Raw genomic sequence first — 18,566 nt, 5'->3', positions numbered from 1 at the left:
CCCCGGGTTCGATTTCGGTGCTCGTCCCGGATCCGCCTGGGGTGCTCGCGGCGAGACGCTGAGGCATGCCTGGAACCCGGAACAACGGTGTACTGGCCCTTGGTGGGATCGCCCTCGCGGCGTTGCTCGCCGTCATCGGTCACGCCGGTGTGGAAGACCTCGACCCGGTGAGCCTGACCGTGAGCGACTACGCAGTCTCCGACTCCGGCGGCGTCATCCACGTGGCGATGCTGCTGATCGCCGCGGCCTCCGCCGTACTCGTCCCGGCCCTGCGCCGCCTCGGCCCGCCCGCCGGGTGGGGACGGCCGGCAGCGAGCCGAGGACGGGCCGCCGAGTGGCTGCTGGCGGTCTGGGCCGGCGGGCTGCTGCTGTCCGGGCTGGTGCCCACCAATCCGCCCGGCACGGCCATGGACACCGCCGCCTACGTGCACCGGTACGCCTCGGTGGTCGCCTTCGTGGCCCTGCCGATCGCCGGCTGGCTGCTCGCCGCCCGACTGCCCGCCGACGCCCGCACCGCCCGTTGGCTACGTGCCCTGGCCCTGGCCAGCCTGCTCCTCGCCGGGGTCATGGTCTGGTCCGCCTACCCCGGCGAGCGCGCCCTCTACGGCCTCATCGAACGCGCCCTGATCCTCACCGAGATCGCCCTCCTCACCCTCCTGGCCGCCGCCCTCTCCCAGCCCCGCGATCATGGAGTTGTGGAGCCCCACAGCGGCCGCGAAACGGCACCGATCGGCCAGCACAGCTCAATGATCGGCGAGAGGTTGGGTGGGGCTACTCCAGTTCGTGGAGCATCAGTTGGCGGGCGGCCTCGGTGATCGAGCCGGAGAGGCTCGGGTAGATGGTGATGGTCTGGGCCAGCTCGTTGACGGTGAGGTTGTTCTCCACCGCCATGGTGATGGGAAGGATCAGCTCGCTGGCCTTGGGGGCGACCACCACGCCGCCGATGACCTGGCCGCTGGCGGGGCGGCAGAACAACTTGACGAAACCGTCCGCCACCTCGTCCATCTTCGCCCGGGCGTTGCCGGCCAGCGGCAGCATCACCTGCCGGGCCGGCACCTTGCCCGCGTCCACCTCGTCCTGCGAGACGCCCACCGTGGCCAGCTCCGGGTCGGTGAAGACGTTCGCCGCGACGGTCCGCAGCCGCAGCGGCCGGACCGCCTCGCCGAGCGCGTGCCACATGGCGATCCGGCCCTGCATGGCGGCGACGCTGGCCAACGGCAGCACACCGGTGCAGTCACCGGCGGCGTAGACGCCGGGCACGTTGGTCCGGGAGACCCGGTCCACCGTCACGTACCCGCCCCGGGCCAGCTCGACGCCGTACTCGGCCAGCCCCAGCTCGGCGGTGTTCGGGATCGAGCCGACCGCGATCAGCGCGTGCGAGCCGTACACCTTGCGACCGTCGGCGAGCGTGACCTCCACGCCGCTGTCGGTCCGGCGTACCCCCTCGGCGCGGGAGTTGTTCAGGATGCTCATGCCCCGGGCGCGGAAGACCCGCTCGATCGCCTGTGCGGCGTCGGCGTCCTCGTGCGGCATCACCCGGTCCCGGCTGGAGACCAGGGTCACCTCGATGCCCATCGCGAGGTACGCGCTGGCGAACTCGGCACCGGTCACGCCGGAGCCGACCACGATCAGGTGCTGCGGCAGCTCGGGCAGGTCGTACACCTGCCGCCAGGTCAGGATGCGCTCCCCGTCGGGGACGGCGGTGGGCAGTTGGCGGGGGGTGGCCCCGGTGGCGATCAGCACCGTCGAGGCGCCGATCGAGTACGCCGCCTCCTCGCCCTCCGGCGTGACGATCACCTGGTGGGTGTGACCGAGCGTGTCCTCGCCCAGCCGGGCCCGGCCGGAGACGAAGGTGACCCCGGCCTTGACCAGCTTGGCGTGGATGTCGGCGGACTGCGCGAGGGCGAGCCGCTTGACCCGCTCGTGGACCGCCCGGGCGTCGACGGTGACCGCTTCCAGGCCGTCGGAGTGCACCCCGAACACCTCGGTGTCCCGGTACCCGGTCACCACCTCCGAGCTGGCGATGAACGTCTTCGACGGTACGCAGTCGGACAGTACGCAGGCCCCGCCGGCGCCGTCGGCCTCCACGACGCTGACGTCGGCGTCCAACTGGGCGGCGACCAACGCCGCCTCGTAGCCGGCCGGCCCCCCGCCGATGATCACGATCCGGCTCACCACGACCGCCCCTCGTCCATGCTCACAGTGACTTTCTTCTCCCCGATGCGTCCGACACGCACCGTCGTATTCTCCCCGACGCGCCGGTCGGGCTATCGTCATCGCCGTGCGTCATTACGCCGCCTACGGCTCGAACCTGGACCCCGCCCGGATGCGCGCCTACTGTCCGCATTCGCCGATGGTGGGTGTCGGCTGGCTGGAGGGCTGGCGGCTCACCTTCGCCGGTGAGGACGTCATCGGCTGGGAGGGCGCGGTCAGCACGGTGGCCGAGTCGCCCGGCGACCGGGTGTTCGTGGCGCTCTACGACATCCACCCGTACGACGCGGCGCAGCTGGACGAGATCGAGGGCGTCACCTCGGGCACGTACCGGAAGCTGACCGTACGCATCTCGACGTTGGACGGCGACGTGACGGCCTGGATGTACGTCTTCGACGGCTACGAGGGCGGGTTGCCCACCTCGTGGTACCTGTCGGAGATCGCGAACGCCGCCGAGAAGGCGGGTGCGCCGGACGACTACGTCGTCGAACTGCGGTCCCGCCCCACCGGCACCGCGTCGGCGTAGCGCGTATCCCACCTCCCCAGTCTGCTACCGGTCGCCATCGGGTCGGGCGGCGGCCCCGGACACCCGGGCGTTCCGCGCCATTTCGGGCTGTTTGTCAGCCCTCGATGTGCGCCCGCGCCGCGGCCAGCAGCTCCACCAGCTCGGCACCGTCGGCTGGGCCGAGTACCGCGAACGCGGGCGCGACGAGCCGGTCGGTCACCGCCTCGGCCCACAGCCGGCGCCGCACCAGCGGCCCGACCGGCGGGTATGGCGGGGGCCATCCGCAGGCCACCGCCCCGCTCTCCCCCTCCGGGCCGGCCAGCACCGCCTCCAGCGGGGTCATCCCGCTGGCCCGGACGGCAACCAGGTGGGCGCCGGTGAAGTGCTCCCGGAGCAGGCGCAGCCCGGCGGCGACCCGGGCACCGGGGGTCCGGGCCAGCGACGGCATGGCCCGCCACGCCGCGAACAGCGGCATCCCGCTGGCGTCGGCCGCCGCGACGGCCCGCTCCACCAACGCGGCCAGCAGGTCCACGCGAGGCAGGGCGGCCAGGCGATCCTCGCCCCACCGGCAGCACTCGGCGAGGCTGGCGGCGGCCACCTCGGACGGCCGTACCGTGCGGGCGGCGGCGTCCCAGCCGTCGGCCACCGCGTCGGGGGCGATGAAGCCGAGCGCGGCGGCCACCGTCTCGGCCCGTACGTCGCCGAGCGCGCCGGCCCGGCCGGTGATGTAGAAGGCCCAGCCGGAGATGCCGAGCAGCCGGGCCCGGCGCAGGGTGGTGGGGCACCGGTTGTACGCCTCGCCGAGCGCGAGCACCGCCGGCTTGCTGGCCGTGGCCACCTGCTCCGGGGTCATCCCTGCCCGCCCGAGGGTTGGTCGTTGACGGATCCGCCCGAAGTTCCACCCATGACGAATCAGTCTGCCGGGCCGCCGCCCGCGCCGGCATCCTCCTCCTCGGCGTCGAGTGCCTCCACCGCGGCCTCGACCTCGCCACTGCGGCGGCGGGCGGCGGTGGCGGCCCGTTCGGCCGCCCGACGGGCCAACCGGGAGCGGCTGAGTTCCTGCTCGGCGACGGCCCGGCGGCGTTCCAGCTCGGCCAGTTCCGCCTCCACCGCGTCCAGCGCGGCGGCCCCGTCGCGCTCGGCCGCCACCGCGCCGGCCAGGTCCGTCTCGGCCCGTTCCTGGTCGGTACGCGCCCGCGTCAGTTCCTTCTCCAGCGCCTTGCGACGGCGGGCCCGCTCGGCCCGAGCGGCACGTTGCGCCTGGTCGGCACGGAGCGCGCCCCGCTCCTGCGAGCGCTGGGTCGGTGCGGGCGGCAACTCCTCCCCGCCGGTCACCAGGCGCAGTTGCGGCCGTGGCACCTCGCCGAATCCGGCGTAGTGGGCGGGCCGCAGCAGCCGGCCGGAGCGCACCTGCTCGGCCACCCCGGCATCGGAGAGGGCGGCGTTCAGCGTCGCCTCGACCTCGGCCAGCGGCAACTTCCCGGCCGACGGGGCTCCCTCGACACCGGCGGCGAGCCGGCGTACCTCGGCGACCAACGCGCCGACCACGGCTCGCCGCTGCGCGGACAACTCCCGCAGGCGCGGGCCGCGCAGCTCGCGCTGGGCGGCCCGCAGCGCGTCCGCCAGTTGCACCAGGTCGGCCACCAGCTCGGGCCGTTCGATGGCGAGCAGGTTGACCAGCCAGGCGGCGACCGTGGGCCGGCGCAGCCGGGCGATCTCCCGGGCGGACCTCGGGTCGCCGGCCCGACGCGCCTCGGCGGCGGCGGCATCCCGGGCGGTGACGAACCGGTCCGGCGGAGTGCGGTAGAGCTGCTCGACGAGATCGGGGGGTGGGCCGGGCATCGGCTCAGCCGTCGATCCGGCTGCCCGGCTCCAGCCGTTGGTACTCGCTGCCGGACAGGGCTCTGTACTGCCGGTCGAGCACGGCATACCCGTTGTCGTTGAGCAGGGCGTCGTGCAGCGCGAAGACCCGACGCGGGGCCACCGCGCGGATGAAGTCGACCACCTCGGAGAACTTCGACCAGGGCGCGTGGATCGGCGCGAAGAGGGTGTCGACCTGCACGTCGTCCGGGACGACGAGCGAATCTCCCGGGTGGTAGACGATGTCGTTGACCAGGTAACCGAGGTTGTCCACCACCGGGATGTCGGGGTGGATCACCGCATGCCGCCCGCCGTAGGCCCGGATCGAGACGCCGGCGGCGGTGAACGACTCCCCGGGGTTGACCGGGCGCAGCACCTCGGCCGCGTCGCCGAGTGGGCCGGCCAACGACGCCGGTGCGTGGATGACGAACGGACGCCGCTCCAACTGCCGGTTGACCGCCTCGACGTCGAGGTGGTCGGGGTGCTCGTGGGTGATCAGCACCGCGTCGGCCCCGTCCAGCGCCACGGCCGGCTCGCTGAACATTCCGGGATCGACGACCAGCACTCCCCCGTCGTGCTCGACCCGCAGGCACGAGTGGGCGTACTTGGTGAGCCGCATCGTGATGCCTCCCATATCGAATCGTGACGTCCTGAGCGCAGTCTGCCGGAACCCGTGGGACGCCGCGTGGCGTCTGAGCTATCACCTCCCGGGGTAGGCGAAAGGGGAACGGGGATGCGAGTAGGAAGAGGCCGCCGTCGCGGGACGACGGCGGCGGCAATGGTCGCGCTGCTGGTGCTCGCCGGCTGCGGAAGCGGCAGCGGCAGCGACGACACGGCGGCGACATCGGAGAACGCGGCCGGAGCCGAAGCGCCGGCCCACGGGCCGGGCGCCGGGGCTCCGGAACAGAACCAGGCCGGTGCCGGCACGGCGACGGACACCCGGGTCGACCAACGCGCGATCATCTACACCGGATCGATCCAGTTGAAGGTGGACGATGTGGAGGCCGCCGCCCGTGACGCCGTCGCCACGGCCACCCGGGCCGGTGGTTTCGTCGGCGGCGACCAGCGCCGCAGCGCCGACGCCGACGCGGTGGCGGAGTTGCAGCTGCGGGTGCCAGCGGCGCGGTTCTACGAAGTCGTGGAGGAAGTCGCGGGCTTCGGCGTCCAGGAACGCCGGCAGATCGACACCCAGGACGTCACCGAGGAGACGATCGACCTCGACGCGCGGATCCTCAGCCAGCGGGCCCGGGTGGAGAGCGCGCGTCGGCTGCTCGCCCAGGCCAGCTCGATCGGTGATCTGGTGACCGTGGAGAACGAGCTGGCCCGCCGGGAGGCCGACCTCGCCTCGCTGGAGGCGAAGAAGCGGCGGCTGGGCGACCTGACCGCGCTGTCCACGATCACCGTCACCCTGGTGGGCCCGGACGCGAGCACCACCGACGAGGAGAGCCAGATCGGCTTCCTGGTCGGGCTCAAGGGCGGCTGGAAGGTCTTCCTGGCCTCGATGACCGTGCTGCTCACCGTGCTCGGGGCGATCCTGCCGTGGCTGCTGGTGTTCGGCGTACCGCTCGGGGCGCTGTGGTGGTGGAGCCGCCGGCGCCGCCGGAACCGGCCCGCGTTGCCGGCGCTGGTCGCGCCGGTCGGCACGCCGCCACCGCCGGGGGTCAGCGCACCGCCACCGCCCGGGGTCAGCGCACCGCCGCCAGTGCCTGGAGCGCGGTCTGCACCATGAGCCGTACGCCCGCCGGGATGGCCCGTTCGTCCACGTCGAACGACGCCCGGTGCAGGTCGACGTTCGGCCCGGAGCGGCCGACCCCGAGCCGGGCCAGGGCGCCGGGGACGTACTCCAGATACCAGGAGAAGTCCTCGCCGCCCATGCTCTGCGGGGTCTCCGCGACGCCCTCCGGGCCGAGCGCCGTGGTGGTGGCGGCGGTCAGCACCCGGATTGCCTGGGCGTCGTTGCAGACCGGCGGGCGTCCGCGCAGGTATTCCAGGTCGACCGTGGCCCCGGTGGGGGCGATGACGTCCCGGACCACCTGAGAAACGATCTTCGGGGCCATCTCCCAGGCGTCGCGGTCCATCACCCGCAGCGTGCCGGAGGCGGACGCCTCGGACGGGATGACGTTGTACCGGGTGCCGGCGGAGGCGTGGCCGAAAACCAGCAGCAGGCCGCTGTTCGCCGGCACCCGGCGGCTGACCAGGGCGGGCACCTCGGTGATCAGCCGGCCGAGGGCGTCGACCAGGTCGACGGTCAGGTGCGGGCGGGCGGTGTGGCCACCCGGCCCGGTGAGCCGGACGGTGACGTTGTCGGCGGCGGCCGTGATCGGCCCCACCCGCAGGCCGACCTGGCCGACCGGCAGGTTCGGGTCGCAGTGCAACGCGAAGATCTGCACCACGTCGTCGAGACCGCCGGCCTCGATCACCTCCAGCGAGCCGCAGGGCAGGATCTCCTCGGCGGGCTGGAAGATCAGCCGGACCCGACCCGGCAGCTCGCCCAGGTCGGCGAGCTGCGCGAGCAGCATGCCGACGCCGAGCATGACCGTGGTGTGCACGTCGTGGCCGCAGGCGTGGCAGACGCCGTCCACCGTGGAGCGGTACGGCACGTCCTTGACGTCGGTCAGCGGCAGCGCGTCGATGTCGGCGCGCAGTGCGATCACCGGCCCGTCCGGGCGGCCGTCGATGTCGCAGATGACCCCGTTGCCCTTGGGCAGCAGCCGCGGGTTGAGCCCGGCCAGCGAGAGCTCCCGGGCGATCAGCGCGGTGGTCTCGAACTCCTCGCCGGACAGCTCGGGGTGCGAGTGGATGTGACGGCGGGTAGCGATCAGGCCTGGTACCCGGAGGGCGAGCAGGTGGTCCAGCTCGAAGGGCAGGGGTTGGGCACCGGATGGCGCCTCCGGCCAGGACGGCGCCAGCTGGTTGCCGGTCGGCATCGTCAACGCACTCGTCACGTCGAATTCTTCTCGATCACTAGAAATGGATGGATCATCGGGAACAGCAGACAGCGTAGACCCACGGCGGTAACGCTGCGCAACCTCGTTCCGGTGATGATCGGACCGCACAGCGTCACGTATGCCCTGCTGAGAGCGCGCGTAGGCGTGCGGGACAGCAGGTAGATCGCGGTCGAACGCCGTCATCCGCCTCTCACCTCCTACAACGCGTAACCGTGCCCACAGGTTAGAAATATCTTCTGAACCCATCGCCATCGTTCCGAATTGTCGCATTAGTCACGCCGATTAACTGACGTTACGACAATTACCCGACCACTCCTGGCAACGGACACCCGTGGACGTTCACACGTCCGGGCACCCCGCGACCGCACAATCTGTGCGTCACGAGATCACCCGGGAGGGGAATACCCGGGACGGCCGCCCCGACACGCTCCGCGAGCGGAAGGCCGACCCGGCCGGCTCAGAACCGGTCGGTCGGGCGGTACAGGCCCCACACCTCGCGCAGCGCCCCGCACACCTCGCCCACGGTGGCGCGCTCGCGCAGCGCCTCCTTCATCGGGTAGAGCACGTTCCCGGTGCCCGACGCGGCGGTACGCAACTCGGCCAGCGCCCGCTCGACGGCGGCACCGTCCCGCTCGGCGCGCAGCTTGGCCAGCCGTTCGGCCTGCGCCGCCTCGATCGACGGGTCGACCCGCAGCGGCTCGTACGGCTCCTCGGCGTCGATGGCGAACCGGTTGAGCCCGACCACCACCCGCTCGCCCGAGTCGATCTCCTGCGCGATCCGGTACGCGGACTGCTCGATCTCCCGCTTCTGGAAGCCCGCCTCGATGGCGTCCACCGCCGACCCGTGCTCGAAGACGCGGGTCATCAGCGCGTCCGCCGCCGCCTCGATCTCGGCGGTCATCGCCTCGACCACGTACGACCCGGCGAACGGGTCGACGGTGCCGGTGAGATCCGTCTCGTACGCCAGCACCTGCTGGGTACGCAGCGCCAGCCGGGCCGCCTTCTCGGTGGGCAGGGCGATCGCCTCGTCGAAGCTGTTGGTGTGCAGCGACTGGGTGCCGCCGAGCACCGCGCCGAGCCCCTGCACCGCCACCCGGACCAGGTTGACCTCGGGCTGCTGGGCGGTCAGCTGCACGCCCGCGGTCTGGGTGTGGAAGCGCAGCATCATCGACTTCGGGTTCTTCGCGCCGAACTCGTCGCGCATCAGCCGGGCCCAGATCCGCCGAGCGGCGCGGAACTTCGCCACCTCCTCCAGCAGGGTGGTGCGGGCGACGAAGAAGAACGACAGCCGGGGTGCGAAGTCGTCCACGGCCAGCCCGGCGGCGATCGCGGCCCGCACGTACTCGACACCGTTGGCCAGCGTGAAAGCGATCTCCTGCACCGGCGAGGCACCGGCCTCGGCCATGTGGTAGCCGGAGATGGAGATGGTGTTCCACTTCGGCACCTCGGTCCGGCAGTAGCCGAACGTGTCGGCGACCAGCCGCAGCGAGGGCTTCGGCGGGAAGATGTACGTCCCCCGGGCGATGTACTCCTTGAGGATGTCGTTCTGGATGGTGCCGTTGAGCGCCGCGCCCGGCACCCCGTTCTCCTCGGCCACCAGCTGGTAGAGCAGCAGCAGCACCGAGCCGGGCGCGTTGATGGTCATCGAGGTGGAGACCTTGTCCAGCGGGATGCCGTCGAACAGCAACCGCATGTCCTCGATGGAGTCGATGGCCACGCCGACCTTGCCCACCTCGCCGTGCGCGATCGGGTCGTCGGAGTCGTAGCCCATCTGGGTGGGCAGGTCGAAGGCGACCGAGAGACCCATCGTGCCGGCCCGCAACAACTGGTGGTAGCGCGCGTTGGACTCGGTGGCGGTGCCGAAGCCGGCGTACTGGCGCATGGTCCAGGGACGGGAGGTGTACATGGTGGGGTAGACCCCACGGGTGTACGGGAACTCGCCCGGCACGCCCAGCCGGGAGTCCAGGTCACCCGGAAGGTCGGTCGCCGTGTAGACGCCCTTGATCGGGAAACCGGACTCGCTTGACCGCCGTTCGCTCATTACCGGATGGTAGGACGATCGGGCCCGGAACTGGGTGAGGGATACCGCACACCGCACCGGCGGGCGACGACAAGAGGTGAGTGCCTGCACACGTACCGTCGAGTACGGGAAACGTCCGTCGCGCCGGCTTTCGCATCGGGCGTCTGAACCAGCAAGATAGGGGGGTTGTGTCCCAGCCCTCTCGACTTCCCCCGGTGGCTTTTCTGTGACTCAGATCCCGACGTGGAGCGGCGGACCAGTCAGCACCCCCACCAACGGACGCGCGACACCCGGCACCGTCATCGGTGACCGATACTCGTTGCGCTCCACGGTGGGTAACGGTGGCATGGGTACGGTCTGGCGGGCCACAGACACACTTCTGCGCCGTGACGTGGCGGTCAAGGAGGTCGTCCTCCCGCCGGGGCTGGCCCCGAGCGACCGCGACGCGATGTACGAACGCACCCTGCGTGAGGCCCGTGCCGCCGCCGCCATCGCCCACCCGGCGGTGGTCCAGGTGTACGACGTGGTCACCGAGGGTGGCCGGCCGTGGATCGTGATGGAACTGCTCGACGCCCGCAGCCTCGCCGACATGGTGATCGAGGACGGGCCGATCGCTCAGCGGGTGGTCGCCAAGATCGGAATTGCGCTGCTCGGCGCGCTGGAGGTGGCCCACGCGATCGGCGTGCTGCACCGCGACGTCAAGCCCGCCAACGTGCTGATCTGCTCCGACGGCCGGTGCGTGCTGACCGACTTCGGGGTCGCCCGGATGCCCACCGACGTGCAGCTCACCACGCCCGGCATGGTGCTCGGCTCACCGCACTTCATCTCGCCCGAACGGGCCATGGGGCAGGAGTTCGGCCCGCCCAGCGACCTGTTCTCGCTGGGTGTGACGCTCTACACCGCGGTGGAGGGCCGGCCGCCCTTCGACCGGGGCGACCCGATCGAGACCATGCACGCGGTGGTGGAAGATCCGCCGGCCCCGCCGCAGCGCAGCGGCCCGCTGACCCGGGTGCTGATGGGCCTGCTGGAGAAGGACCCGGCCCGGCGGCTCGACGTGCACACCGCCCGCGCCATGCTGCGCGAGCTGCTCGCCGGGCCGCTGAGCAGCACCGCCGCCGCGGTCAACTCGATGACCGATCCGTACTCGGTGATGCAGGTGCCGCAGCCCGCGCCGGTCACCGCACCGGCCGCATCGGCGCAGCCCACACCGTCCGGGCAGATCGGCGGCCGGGCGATGCTCGCGCCCGGCGAGTCGCTGACCGATCGGCTGGCCGCGCTGCGCCGGGGCGAGCGCCCCGGCCAGGCCGCCGCGGCCAACGCCGCCCTGATGGAGGACACCAGCGCCGACACGCTGGCCCGGCCGCCGCAGCAGGGCGCCGCCAAGTCCCCGCCGGCCGGTCGCACCTACGGCGGCGGCGCCGACGCCACCCAGCGGATCGGCGCGGGCGCCACGCAGCACATCGGGGCGGACGCCACGCAGCGGATCGGCGCGGACGCCACCCAGCGGATCGGGGCCGACGCCACCCAGCGGATCGGCGCCGGGGCGACCGCCGGGCAGTACGGCTTCGGGGGGCAGCCGGAGGCGACCCAGCAGCTCGGCGGCTACGGCGGCGCCCAGTGGGCGCCGGCGCCCCACCAGCCGTACGGTGCGCCACCGGCCCCGGCCTCGGGCGGCAGTCCGGTCGACCGGGCGAAGGCGGCCGGCACCCGCCTGGTCGACACCGTGAAGGGCTGGCCGCGCAAGATGCAACTGGCCGCGGCCGGCGGCCTCGCGGTGATCCTGCTGATCAGTGTGGTGGCGCTCACCAGCGGCGGCGACCCGCCACCGTCCACCCCGGTGGCCGATCCGTCCAGCACCGCCGAGGAAACGCCCAGCATCGCGATGCAGGAGCACTCGGCCCGCGGGGTGCAGATGTTGGTGCCCAAGGGCTGGAAGAAGAGCGCACCCAGCGGTGCCGTCTACATCGACTACACCGACCCGGAGGACGACGGCCGGCGGGTGCGGATCCTCAACGAGAAGGTATCCACCACCTCGGCCCGTTGGGCCCAGAGCGCCGAGAACTTCCTGCGGACCAAATCCACCTCGTGCGCCAAGCCCTACACCCAGATCTCCATGGCCGAAAAGGAGCTGGCCGGCAAGCCCTCGGCCGAGTTCGAGTACACCTGCGGCGAGGGCGAGACCATGCGGCACGGGGTGTGGCACGGGGTGGCCCACGACGGGCGGATCTACTCCTTCTACCTGACCTCGAACGACGCCCAGTTCGAGGAGAGCAAGCCGATCTACGAAGAGATGGTCAAGTCGTTCCAGCTCACCGCCGCCGGCTGAGCCGGGGCACGCGTCCGGGGTGATCCGCCGCCGTGCTATCAAGAGGCAATGGCGGCGGACACCACTGACCTCGACACCATCCGCGAGCGGGCCGAGCGCTGGCTCGCCGACGACCCCGACCCGGCCGGCCGGGCCGAGTTGCGGGCGGTGCTCGACCAACTCCCGGCCAGCGCGCCCGAGCTGGCCGACCGGTTCGCCGGGCCACTGACCTTCGGCACGGCCGGGCTGCGCGGGCCGCTACGGGCCGGCCCCAACGGCATGAACCTCGCGGTGGTCACCCAGGCCGCCGCCGGGCTGGTCGCCTGGCTCGCCGCCCAGGGCGGCACCGGCCCGCTGGTGATCGGGTACGACGCCCGGCATGGCTCCCGCGCGTTCGCCGAGCAGACCGCCCGGGTGGCCACCGGGGCGGGACGGCCGGCGCTGCTGCTCCCCCGCCCGCTACCCACTCCGGTGCTCGCGTACGCGGTGCGGCACCTGGGGGCGGTCGCCGGGGTGATGGTGACCGCCAGCCACAACCCGCCGCAGGACAACGGCTACAAGGTGTACCTCGGTGCCGAATTGGGCGGAGAACTGGGCGCCGGGGCGCAGATCGTGCCGCCGGCCGACGCCGGCATCGAGGCCGCCATCCGCGCGGTCGGCCCGCTGGCCGAGGTGCCGCTCGGCCCCGCCGGGCAGGTGCTCGGCGACGATCTGGCCGCCGCGTACGTGGCTCGGGCGGTGCAGGTGTGCACGCCGGGCGGCCCCCGTGAGCTGACCGTGGCGTACACCCCGTTGCACGGCGTCGGTGCGGCGGTGCTCACCGCGGCCTTCGCGAGTGCCGGCTTTCCGGTGCCCGGGGTGGTGCCGGACCAGGCCGAACCGGACCCCGACTTCCCGACCGTGAGCTTCCCCAACCCGGAGGAGCCGGGCGCGGTGGACCGGCTGGTCGCGCTCGCCGAGTCCACCGGCGCGGACCTGGCCATCGCCAACGACCCGGACGCCGACCGGTGCGCGGTAGCGGTACGGGACGGCTCGGGCTGGCGGATGCTGCGCGGGGACGAGGTGGGCGTACTGCTCGCCGACCACCTGATGCGGCGCGGGGTGACCGGCCTGTACGCCACCACCATCGTCTCCTCGTCGCTGCTGCGGGCGATGTGCGCCGCGCGGGGCCTGCCGTACGACGAGACGCTCACCGGGTTCAAGTGGATCGTCCGGGCCGGCGGTGGGGCCGAGCCGCTGGTGTTCGGCTACGAGGAGGCGCTCGGCTACTGCGTCGCCCCGGGGCACGTCCGGGACAAGGACGGCATCACCGCCGCGCTGACCGTTGCCGAGCTGGCTGCCGGCCTCAAGGTGCAGGGCCGCACCCTCACCGACCGGCTGGACGAGCTGGCCGCCGAGTTCGGCGTGCACCACACCGACCAACTCTCGGTACGCGTCGACGACCTGCGGCTGATCGCCGACGCGATGGCCCGGGTCCGGGCCGCCACCCCGACCACCCTGCTCGGGCAGCCGGTCACCTCGGCACAGGACCTGCTCCCCGAGGCGGACGTGGTGATCCTGCGTACCGAAGGGGCTCGGGTGGTGATCCGCCCCTCCGGAACCGAGCCGAAGCTCAAGGCGTACCTCGAAGTGGTGGAACCGGTCACCGACGGCGACGTCGCCGCGGCGCGAACCCGCGCGGCGGCGTCCGTCGCCGCCCTGCGCGCCGAAACCGCAACCGCCCTGGGCGTGTAAGGAAGGGCCCCTTGTTAACGCCTGCGGTATAGGAAGGGCCCCCTCTTAACTTCGCTCCGGCGGGAGCGGAGTCAGCGGCGGGGGCCCAGGGCGGCCTCGACGGCGCGGCCCAGGGCAGCCACCACCAGGCCGACCGAGGGGCGGACCACCGAGTCGTCCAGGCTGACCTGGCCGGAGAAGCCGGCGCCGGTGGCGATCTCGTCCAGCCGGCGGCGGGCGTCGTCGGCCGCCTCGCCGCCGACGCCGAGCGCGGATTCCATCCGGAGCACGGCGACCAGGGTGGCCAGTGCGGCCGTCCGCTCGTCCGGGGCGGCCCCGGTGAGCGCCTCGGCGAGCCGGCCCCGGGTGTCCGCCTCCACCGACCGGTCCACCACGGGATACCGGTGTACGTGGATGAAGCCCAGCTCCGTCTCGTCGACATCCCGGACCACGCCCTGGTCGCAGAGGTCGCCGAGGATCTTGTCGCGCAAGCCGTGCCGCAGCCGCTGGACCCAGGACGACGGGCTGTGCGGCGTGTCGGCGGCCATCCTGGCCAGTACGTCGTCGGTGACCGGCTCACCGGTCGGTGTCGGGTTCACCACCGTCAGGGCACCGTCGGCGTACGCGATCCGCCCGGCCAGCGCCAGCTCGATCAGGACCGCCGCGGCCATCCCCAGATCCAGGCTGATCCGCGGCATGCTCGCCTTGCCCGTCTCGTCGTCGTACGCGAGGAGGAGCAGTTCCTCCGCGAGCGGAACAGCAGTCATGGTCCGAGACGCTAGCCGCTGGACGCCACCACCCGCGGGACAAACCGCCGCCGCGCGTCAGAACCGGGGCATGCCGCCGAACTGCCGGTCGCCCGCGTCACCGAGGCCGGGCACGATGAACATGCTGTTGTTGAGGCCCTCGTCGATCGCGGCGGTGACCAGGCGCAGCGGCAGGCCGGAACGCTCCAGCCGCTCGATGCCCGCCGGTGCGGCGAGCACGCAGAGCACGGTGATGTCGGTGCAGCCGCGCTCGGCCAGCAGCCGGCAGCAGTGCTCCAGCGAACCGCCGGTGGCCAGCATCGGGTCGAGGACCAGCACCGGCAGGCCGCTCAGGTCCCGAGGCAGCGACTCCATGTAGGCGCGCGGCTCGAACGTCTCCTCGTCGCGGGCGAGCCCGACGAAGCCCATCGACGACTCCGGCAGCAGCGCGAGCGCGGCGTCGGCCATGCCGAGGCCGGCCCGCAGCACCGGCACCAGCAGCGGCGGGTTGGCCAGCCGGGTGCCCTCGGTGCTGGTCACCGGGGTCTGCACCGGGTACTTCTCGACTGGGAAGGAGCGCGCGGCCTCGTACGCCAGCATGGTGGTGAGTTCGTGCAGCGCGGCCCGGAACGAGGCGGAATCGGTCCGTTCGTCCCGCATGGCGGTCAACCGGGACTGGGCGAGCGGGTGATCAATGACGAGTACGTCCACGAACGCTCAACCTACCCGGCCCGGTCAGCGGCGCGCCGGCCCGTGGCCCGACCAGCGACGTCGCTCACGCGGAACGCTCCCGGAGCGGTGGCAGTGGTCAAGATCACTCGTCTTTCACCTGCGTAGACTTCAGGCCATGACGGCGACAGCGACGTCGGCCCGGTCGGACCTCTCCGAGCTGGGACGATCCGAAACCGCTCTGCGGACCTTCCTCCACGGCCTACCGGGCGTGGACCAGGTCGGCGCGGAGCAGCGGGCAGCCCAGCTCGGCACCCGATCCATCAAGACCACCGCCAAGGCCCAGGCGATCGACCTCGCGATCCGGATGGTCGACCTGACCACGCTGGAGGGCGCGGACACGCCCGGCAAGGTGCGCGCGCTCGCCGCCAAGGCGCTGCGGCCGGACCCGGCCGATCCGTCCTGCCCGCACGTCGGCGCGGTCTGCGTCTACCCCGCGATGGTCCCGTACGTGGCCGAGGTGCTGCGCGGATCCGGCGCCGGGTCCGGGCGGCCATCCGGCGGACCGCGACAGCCGGACGGCGTCGCGCCGGCCGGACTTGGCGTAGTACACCTGGCCAGCGTGGCCACCGCGTTCCCGTCGGGTCAGGCGCCGCTGGAGATCAAGCTCGCCGACACCCGCGCGGCCGTCGCGGCCGGCGCCGACGAGATCGACATGGTCATCAACCGGGGCGCGTTCCTGGCCGGCCGGTACTCCGAGGTGTACGACGAGATCGTCGCCACCAAGGAGGCCTGTGGGGACGCCCACCTCAAGGTCATCCTGGAGACCGGCGAGCTGGCCACCTACGACAACGTGCGCCGCGCCTCCTGGCTGGCGATGCTGGCCGGCGGTGACTTCATCAAGACCTCTACCGGCAAGGTCCCGGTCGCGGCCACCCTGCCGGTGACCCTGGTGATGCTGGAGGCGGTCCGCGACTTCCGGGCCGCCACCGGGCGGCAGGTCGGCGTGAAGCCGGCCGGCGGCATCAAGACCACCAAGGACGCGATCAAGTACCTGGTCATGGTCAACGAGACCGTCGGGCCGGACTGGCTGGACCCGGACTGGTTCCGGTTCGGCGCCTCCAGCCTGCTCAACGACCTGCTGATGCAGCGCACCAAGCTGACGACCGGCGTCTACGCCGGCCCCGACTACTTCACCCTGGACTGAACTCGATGTTCGAATACGCACCCGCCCCCGAGTCGCGCTCGGTGGTGGACATCAAGCCCTCGTACGGGCTGTTCATCGACGGCAAGTTCGTCGACCCGACCGACGGCGGCAGCTTCAAGTCGATCAACCCGGCCTCCGAGGAGGTGCTCGCCGAGATCGCCGAGGGCGGCAGCCAGGACGTGGACCGCGCCGTCCGCGCCGCCCGCAAGGCGTACGAGAAGGTCTGGGGCCGGATGCCGGGCCGGGACCGGGCCATGTACCTGTTCCGGATCGCCCGGCTCATCCAGGAGCGGTCCCGCGAGCTGGCGGTGCTGGAGTCGCTGGACAACGGCAAGCCGATCAAGGAATCCCGGGACGTCGACCTGCCGCTGGTCGCCGCGCACTTCTTCTACTACGCCGGCTGGGCGGACAAGCTGCCCTACGCCGGCTTCGGCCCCGACCCGAAGCCGCTGGGCGTGGCCGCGCAGGTCATCCCGTGGAACTTCCCGCTGCTGATGCTGGCCTGGAAGATCGCCCCGGCGCTGGCCGCCGGCAACACGGTGGTGCTCAAGCCGGCCGAGACCACCCCGCTGACCGCGCTCCTCTTCGCCGAGATCTGCCAGCAGGCCGACCTGCCGGCCGGCGTGGTCAACATCGTCACCGGCGCCGGCGAGACCGGCCGGGCGGTGGTCGAGCACGCGGGCGTGGACAAGGTCGCCTTCACCGGCTCCACCGACGTCGGCCGGGCCATCGCCCGCGCGGTCGCCGGCAGCCGCAAGAAGCTCACCCTGGAGCTGGGCGGCAAGGCCGCCAACATCGTCTTCGACGACGCCCCGGTCGACCAGGCGGTCGAAGGCATCGTCAACGGGATCTTCTTCAACCAGGGGCACGTCTGCTGCGCCGGCTCCCGGCTGCTGGTCCAGGAATCCGTCGCCGACCAGGTGCTGGAGTCGCTCAAGCGCCGGATGGCCCAGCTGCGGGTCGGCGACCCGCTGGACAAGAACACCGACATCGGCGCGATCAACTCGGCCGCCCAGCTCGCCCGGATCCGGGAGCTGACCGCCGCCGGCGCCGCCGAGGGCGCACAGCAGTGGTCGCCGCCGTGCGAGCTGCCCGAGCGGGGCTTCTGGTTCGCGCCGACCATCTTCACCGGGGTCACCCAGGCGCACCGGATCGCCCGGGAGGAGATCTTCGGCCCGGTGCTGTCCGTGCTTACCTTCCGCACCCCGGCCGAGGCCGTGGAGAAGGCGAACAACACGCCGTACGGGCTGTCGGCCGGGATCTGGACCGAGAAGGGTTCCCGGATCCTGTGGATGGCCGACCGGCTGCGCGCCGGTGTGGTCTGGGCCAACACGTTCAACAAGTTCGACCCCACCTCGCCGTTCGGCGGCTACAAGGAGTCGGGCTACGGTCGCGAGGGCGGCCGGCACGGGCTGGAGGCGTACCTCAATGTCTGAGCGGGTCGCGGTACGCAAGACGTACAAGCTCTTCATCGGCGGGAAGTTCCCGCGTAGCGAGTCGGGACGGTCGTACATCGTGCAGGACTCCAACGTGTCGCTGGCCTCCCGGAAGGACGCGCGGGACGCCGTGGTGGCCGCCCGCGCCGCCGTGAAGGGGTGGGCCGGCGCGACCGCGTACAACCGGGGCCAGATCCTCTACCGGGTCGCCGAGATGCTGGAGGGGCGGCGCGAGCAGTTCGTCGCCCTCGGTGTGCCGGGCGACGAGGTGGACGCCGCGGTCGACCGCTGGGTCTGGTACGCCGGCTGGTCCGACAAGCTGCCCCAGGTGTACGGCGGCGCGAACCCGGTGGCCGGGCCGTACTTCAACCTCTCCGCGCCGGAACCGACCGGCGTGGTGGCCGTGGTGGCCCCCGAGGCACCGGCGCTGCTCGGCCTGGTCAGCGTGATCGCCCCGGCGATCGTCACCGGCAACACCGTGGTCGTGGCCGCCTCGCCAGCGGCCCCCCTCGCCGCGGTGACCCTGGCCGAGGTGCTGGCCACCTCCGACCTGCCGGGCGGGGTGGTCAACATCCTGACCGGCCGGCTGTCGGAGACCGTGCCGACGCTGGCCGGGCACATGGACGTCAACGCGATCGACCTGACCGGGGTGCCCGACGCCGAGCTGGCGGCCGACCTGGAGGTCAAGGCGGCGGAGAACCTCAAGCGGGTGCTCCGGCCGGTGCGGGCTGATCACGACTGGTCGGCGGATCCGGGTCTTGGCCGGATGACGGCGTTGCTGGAGACGAAGACGGTGTGGCATCCGAAGGGTGTCTGAGTCGCTGGGCTGGGTGGGTTTCCGGGGGAGCCCACCCGCTCCGGGCGGTCAGGCTTGATCCCTCCGCGGGTGGGCTCCCCCGGAAACCCTGACCTGGGCACGGCGCGTCCGTGGGGTGCGGCTTCAGGG

General features: G+C 72.4%; 16 protein-coding genes. 8 read left to right on the top strand and 8 right to left on the bottom strand.

Features of this window, described 5'->3' with window-relative positions; genetic code table 11:
- Positions 1-65: 65 nt before the first annotated feature.
- Positions 66-815, top strand: coding sequence for a DUF998 domain-containing protein (locus C1I95_RS08440; RefSeq protein ID WP_111213225.1), 750 nt, complete (start codon positions 66-68; stop codon positions 813-815).
- On the opposite strand, the gene C1I95_RS08435 is transcribed toward C1I95_RS08440, so the two are convergent.
- The gene (locus C1I95_RS08435) at positions 772-2,175 is read right to left on the bottom strand and encodes an NAD(P)H-quinone dehydrogenase (protein ID WP_111213239.1); all 1,404 of its coding nucleotides are present in this window, start codon (positions 2,173-2,175) and stop codon (positions 772-774) included. The two genes, C1I95_RS08440 and C1I95_RS08435, sit on opposite strands and share 44 nt — an antisense overlap.
- Positions 2,176-2,281: 106 nt before the next feature.
- Between C1I95_RS08435 and C1I95_RS08430 the strand changes: the two genes are divergently transcribed.
- On the top strand, positions 2,282-2,737 hold the full coding sequence (locus C1I95_RS08430) for a gamma-glutamylcyclotransferase (protein WP_111213224.1): 456 nt from the start codon (positions 2,282-2,284) through the stop codon (positions 2,735-2,737).
- Positions 2,738-2,831: 94 nt separating this feature from the next.
- On the opposite strand, the gene C1I95_RS08425 is transcribed toward C1I95_RS08430, so the two are convergent.
- The 3 genes from C1I95_RS08425 to C1I95_RS08415 are packed head-to-tail and all read right to left on the bottom strand — an operon-like array spanning position 2,832 to position 5,195.
- Positions 2,832-3,569, bottom strand: coding sequence for an SCO6745 family protein (locus C1I95_RS08425; RefSeq protein WP_111213223.1), 738 nt, complete (start codon positions 3,567-3,569; stop codon positions 2,832-2,834).
- A 59-nt stretch (positions 3,570-3,628) separates the two neighbouring features.
- Positions 3,629-4,558, bottom strand: a complete 930-nt coding sequence (locus C1I95_RS08420; RefSeq protein WP_111213222.1) for a hypothetical protein — start codon at positions 4,556-4,558, stop codon at positions 3,629-3,631.
- A gap of 4 nt (positions 4,559-4,562) precedes the next feature.
- The gene (locus C1I95_RS08415) at positions 4,563-5,195 is read right to left on the bottom strand and encodes an MBL fold metallo-hydrolase (RefSeq protein ID WP_111213238.1); all 633 of its coding nucleotides are present in this window, start codon (positions 5,193-5,195) and stop codon (positions 4,563-4,565) included.
- A 114-nt stretch (positions 5,196-5,309) separates the two neighbouring features.
- Between C1I95_RS08415 and C1I95_RS08410 the strand changes: the two genes are divergently transcribed.
- Complete coding sequence (locus C1I95_RS08410) at positions 5,310-6,305, top strand: DUF4349 domain-containing protein (RefSeq protein WP_111213221.1); 996 nt, start codon at positions 5,310-5,312, stop codon at positions 6,303-6,305.
- Here the strand turns inward: C1I95_RS08410 and C1I95_RS08405 are convergent.
- The gene (locus C1I95_RS08405) at positions 6,262-7,521 is read right to left on the bottom strand and encodes an amidohydrolase (RefSeq protein WP_111213220.1); all 1,260 of its coding nucleotides are present in this window, start codon (positions 7,519-7,521) and stop codon (positions 6,262-6,264) included. The genes C1I95_RS08410 and C1I95_RS08405 overlap by 44 nt on opposite strands.
- A gap of 460 nt (positions 7,522-7,981) precedes the next feature.
- Entirely contained in the window at positions 7,982-9,565 is a 1,584-nt protein-coding gene (locus tag C1I95_RS08400; RefSeq protein WP_111213219.1) for an acyl-CoA mutase large subunit family protein, read from the bottom strand.
- 205 nt (positions 9,566-9,770) lie between these two features.
- On the opposite strand from C1I95_RS08400, the gene C1I95_RS08395 reads away from it, so the two are divergent.
- Both C1I95_RS08395 and C1I95_RS08390 read left to right on the top strand, forming a co-directional pair.
- Entirely contained in the window at positions 9,771-11,870 is a 2,100-nt protein-coding gene (locus C1I95_RS08395) for a protein kinase domain-containing protein (protein ID WP_111213218.1), read from the top strand.
- A gap of 48 nt (positions 11,871-11,918) precedes the next feature.
- On the top strand, positions 11,919-13,583 hold the full coding sequence (locus C1I95_RS08390; RefSeq protein ID WP_111213217.1) for a phospho-sugar mutase: 1,665 nt from the start codon (positions 11,919-11,921) through the stop codon (positions 13,581-13,583).
- Positions 13,584-13,654: 71 nt separating this feature from the next.
- On the opposite strand, the gene C1I95_RS08385 is transcribed toward C1I95_RS08390, so the two are convergent.
- Together C1I95_RS08385 and upp are read right to left on the bottom strand one after the other, a co-directional pair.
- Entirely contained in the window at positions 13,655-14,329 is a 675-nt protein-coding gene (locus tag C1I95_RS08385) for a GOLPH3/VPS74 family protein (protein WP_111213216.1), read from the bottom strand.
- A gap of 57 nt (positions 14,330-14,386) precedes the next feature.
- Positions 14,387-15,019, bottom strand: coding sequence for a uracil phosphoribosyltransferase (gene upp, locus C1I95_RS08380; protein ID WP_111213215.1), 633 nt, complete (start codon positions 15,017-15,019; stop codon positions 14,387-14,389).
- A gap of 136 nt (positions 15,020-15,155) precedes the next feature.
- Between upp and deoC the strand changes: the two genes are divergently transcribed.
- Genes deoC through C1I95_RS08365 form a run of 3 tightly spaced genes read left to right on the top strand, consistent with a single transcriptional unit; the run spans position 15,156 to position 18,437 of the window.
- Entirely contained in the window at positions 15,156-16,184 is a 1,029-nt protein-coding gene (gene deoC, locus C1I95_RS08375; protein ID WP_111213214.1) for a deoxyribose-phosphate aldolase, read from the top strand.
- A 5-nt stretch (positions 16,185-16,189) separates the two neighbouring features.
- Entirely contained in the window at positions 16,190-17,620 is a 1,431-nt protein-coding gene (locus C1I95_RS08370; protein ID WP_111213213.1) for an aldehyde dehydrogenase family protein, read from the top strand.
- Positions 17,613-18,437: an aldehyde dehydrogenase family protein gene (locus C1I95_RS08365; protein WP_111213212.1), complete on the top strand. Its 825-nt coding sequence runs from the start codon at positions 17,613-17,615 to the stop codon at positions 18,435-18,437. Before C1I95_RS08370 ends, C1I95_RS08365 begins: the two co-directional genes overlap by 8 nt.
- Positions 18,438-18,566: the final 129 nt, after the last annotated feature.

It is taken from the genome of Micromonospora craterilacus, assembly GCF_003236315.1.
GTDB classification, from domain to species: domain Bacteria; phylum Actinomycetota; class Actinomycetes; order Mycobacteriales; family Micromonosporaceae; genus Micromonospora; species Micromonospora craterilacus.
Note: the sequence above shows the minus strand (reverse complement) of the source record. Positions and strands in the feature narration are given on the sequence as shown.

Excerpts from the sequence above, each read along its gene's own strand:
- C1I95_RS08440 (WP_111213225.1), top strand. The coding sequence starts at position 66 with ATGCCTGGAACCCGGAACAACGGTGTACTGGCCCTTGGTGGGATCGCC.
- C1I95_RS08425 (WP_111213223.1), bottom strand. The coding sequence starts at position 3,569 with ATGACCCCGGAGCAGGTGGCCACGGCCAGCAAGCCGGCGGTGCTCGCG.
- C1I95_RS08420 (WP_111213222.1), bottom strand. The coding sequence starts at position 4,558 with ATGCCCGGCCCACCCCCCGATCTCGTCGAGCAGCTCTACCGCACTCCG.
- C1I95_RS08415 (WP_111213238.1), bottom strand. The coding sequence starts at position 5,195 with ATGCGGCTCACCAAGTACGCCCACTCGTGCCTGCGGGTCGAGCACGAC.
- C1I95_RS08410 (WP_111213221.1), top strand. The coding sequence starts at position 5,310 with ATGCGAGTAGGAAGAGGCCGCCGTCGCGGGACGACGGCGGCGGCAATG.
- C1I95_RS08400 (WP_111213219.1), bottom strand. The coding sequence starts at position 9,565 with ATGAGCGAACGGCGGTCAAGCGAGTCCGGTTTCCCGATCAAGGGCGTC.
- C1I95_RS08390 (WP_111213217.1), top strand. The coding sequence starts at position 11,919 with ATGGCGGCGGACACCACTGACCTCGACACCATCCGCGAGCGGGCCGAG.
- C1I95_RS08385 (WP_111213216.1), bottom strand. The coding sequence starts at position 14,329 with ATGACTGCTGTTCCGCTCGCGGAGGAACTGCTCCTCCTCGCGTACGAC.
- deoC (WP_111213214.1), top strand. The coding sequence starts at position 15,156 with ATGACGGCGACAGCGACGTCGGCCCGGTCGGACCTCTCCGAGCTGGGA.
- C1I95_RS08370 (WP_111213213.1), top strand. The coding sequence starts at position 16,190 with ATGTTCGAATACGCACCCGCCCCCGAGTCGCGCTCGGTGGTGGACATC.
- C1I95_RS08365 (WP_111213212.1), top strand. The coding sequence starts at position 17,613 with ATGTCTGAGCGGGTCGCGGTACGCAAGACGTACAAGCTCTTCATCGGC.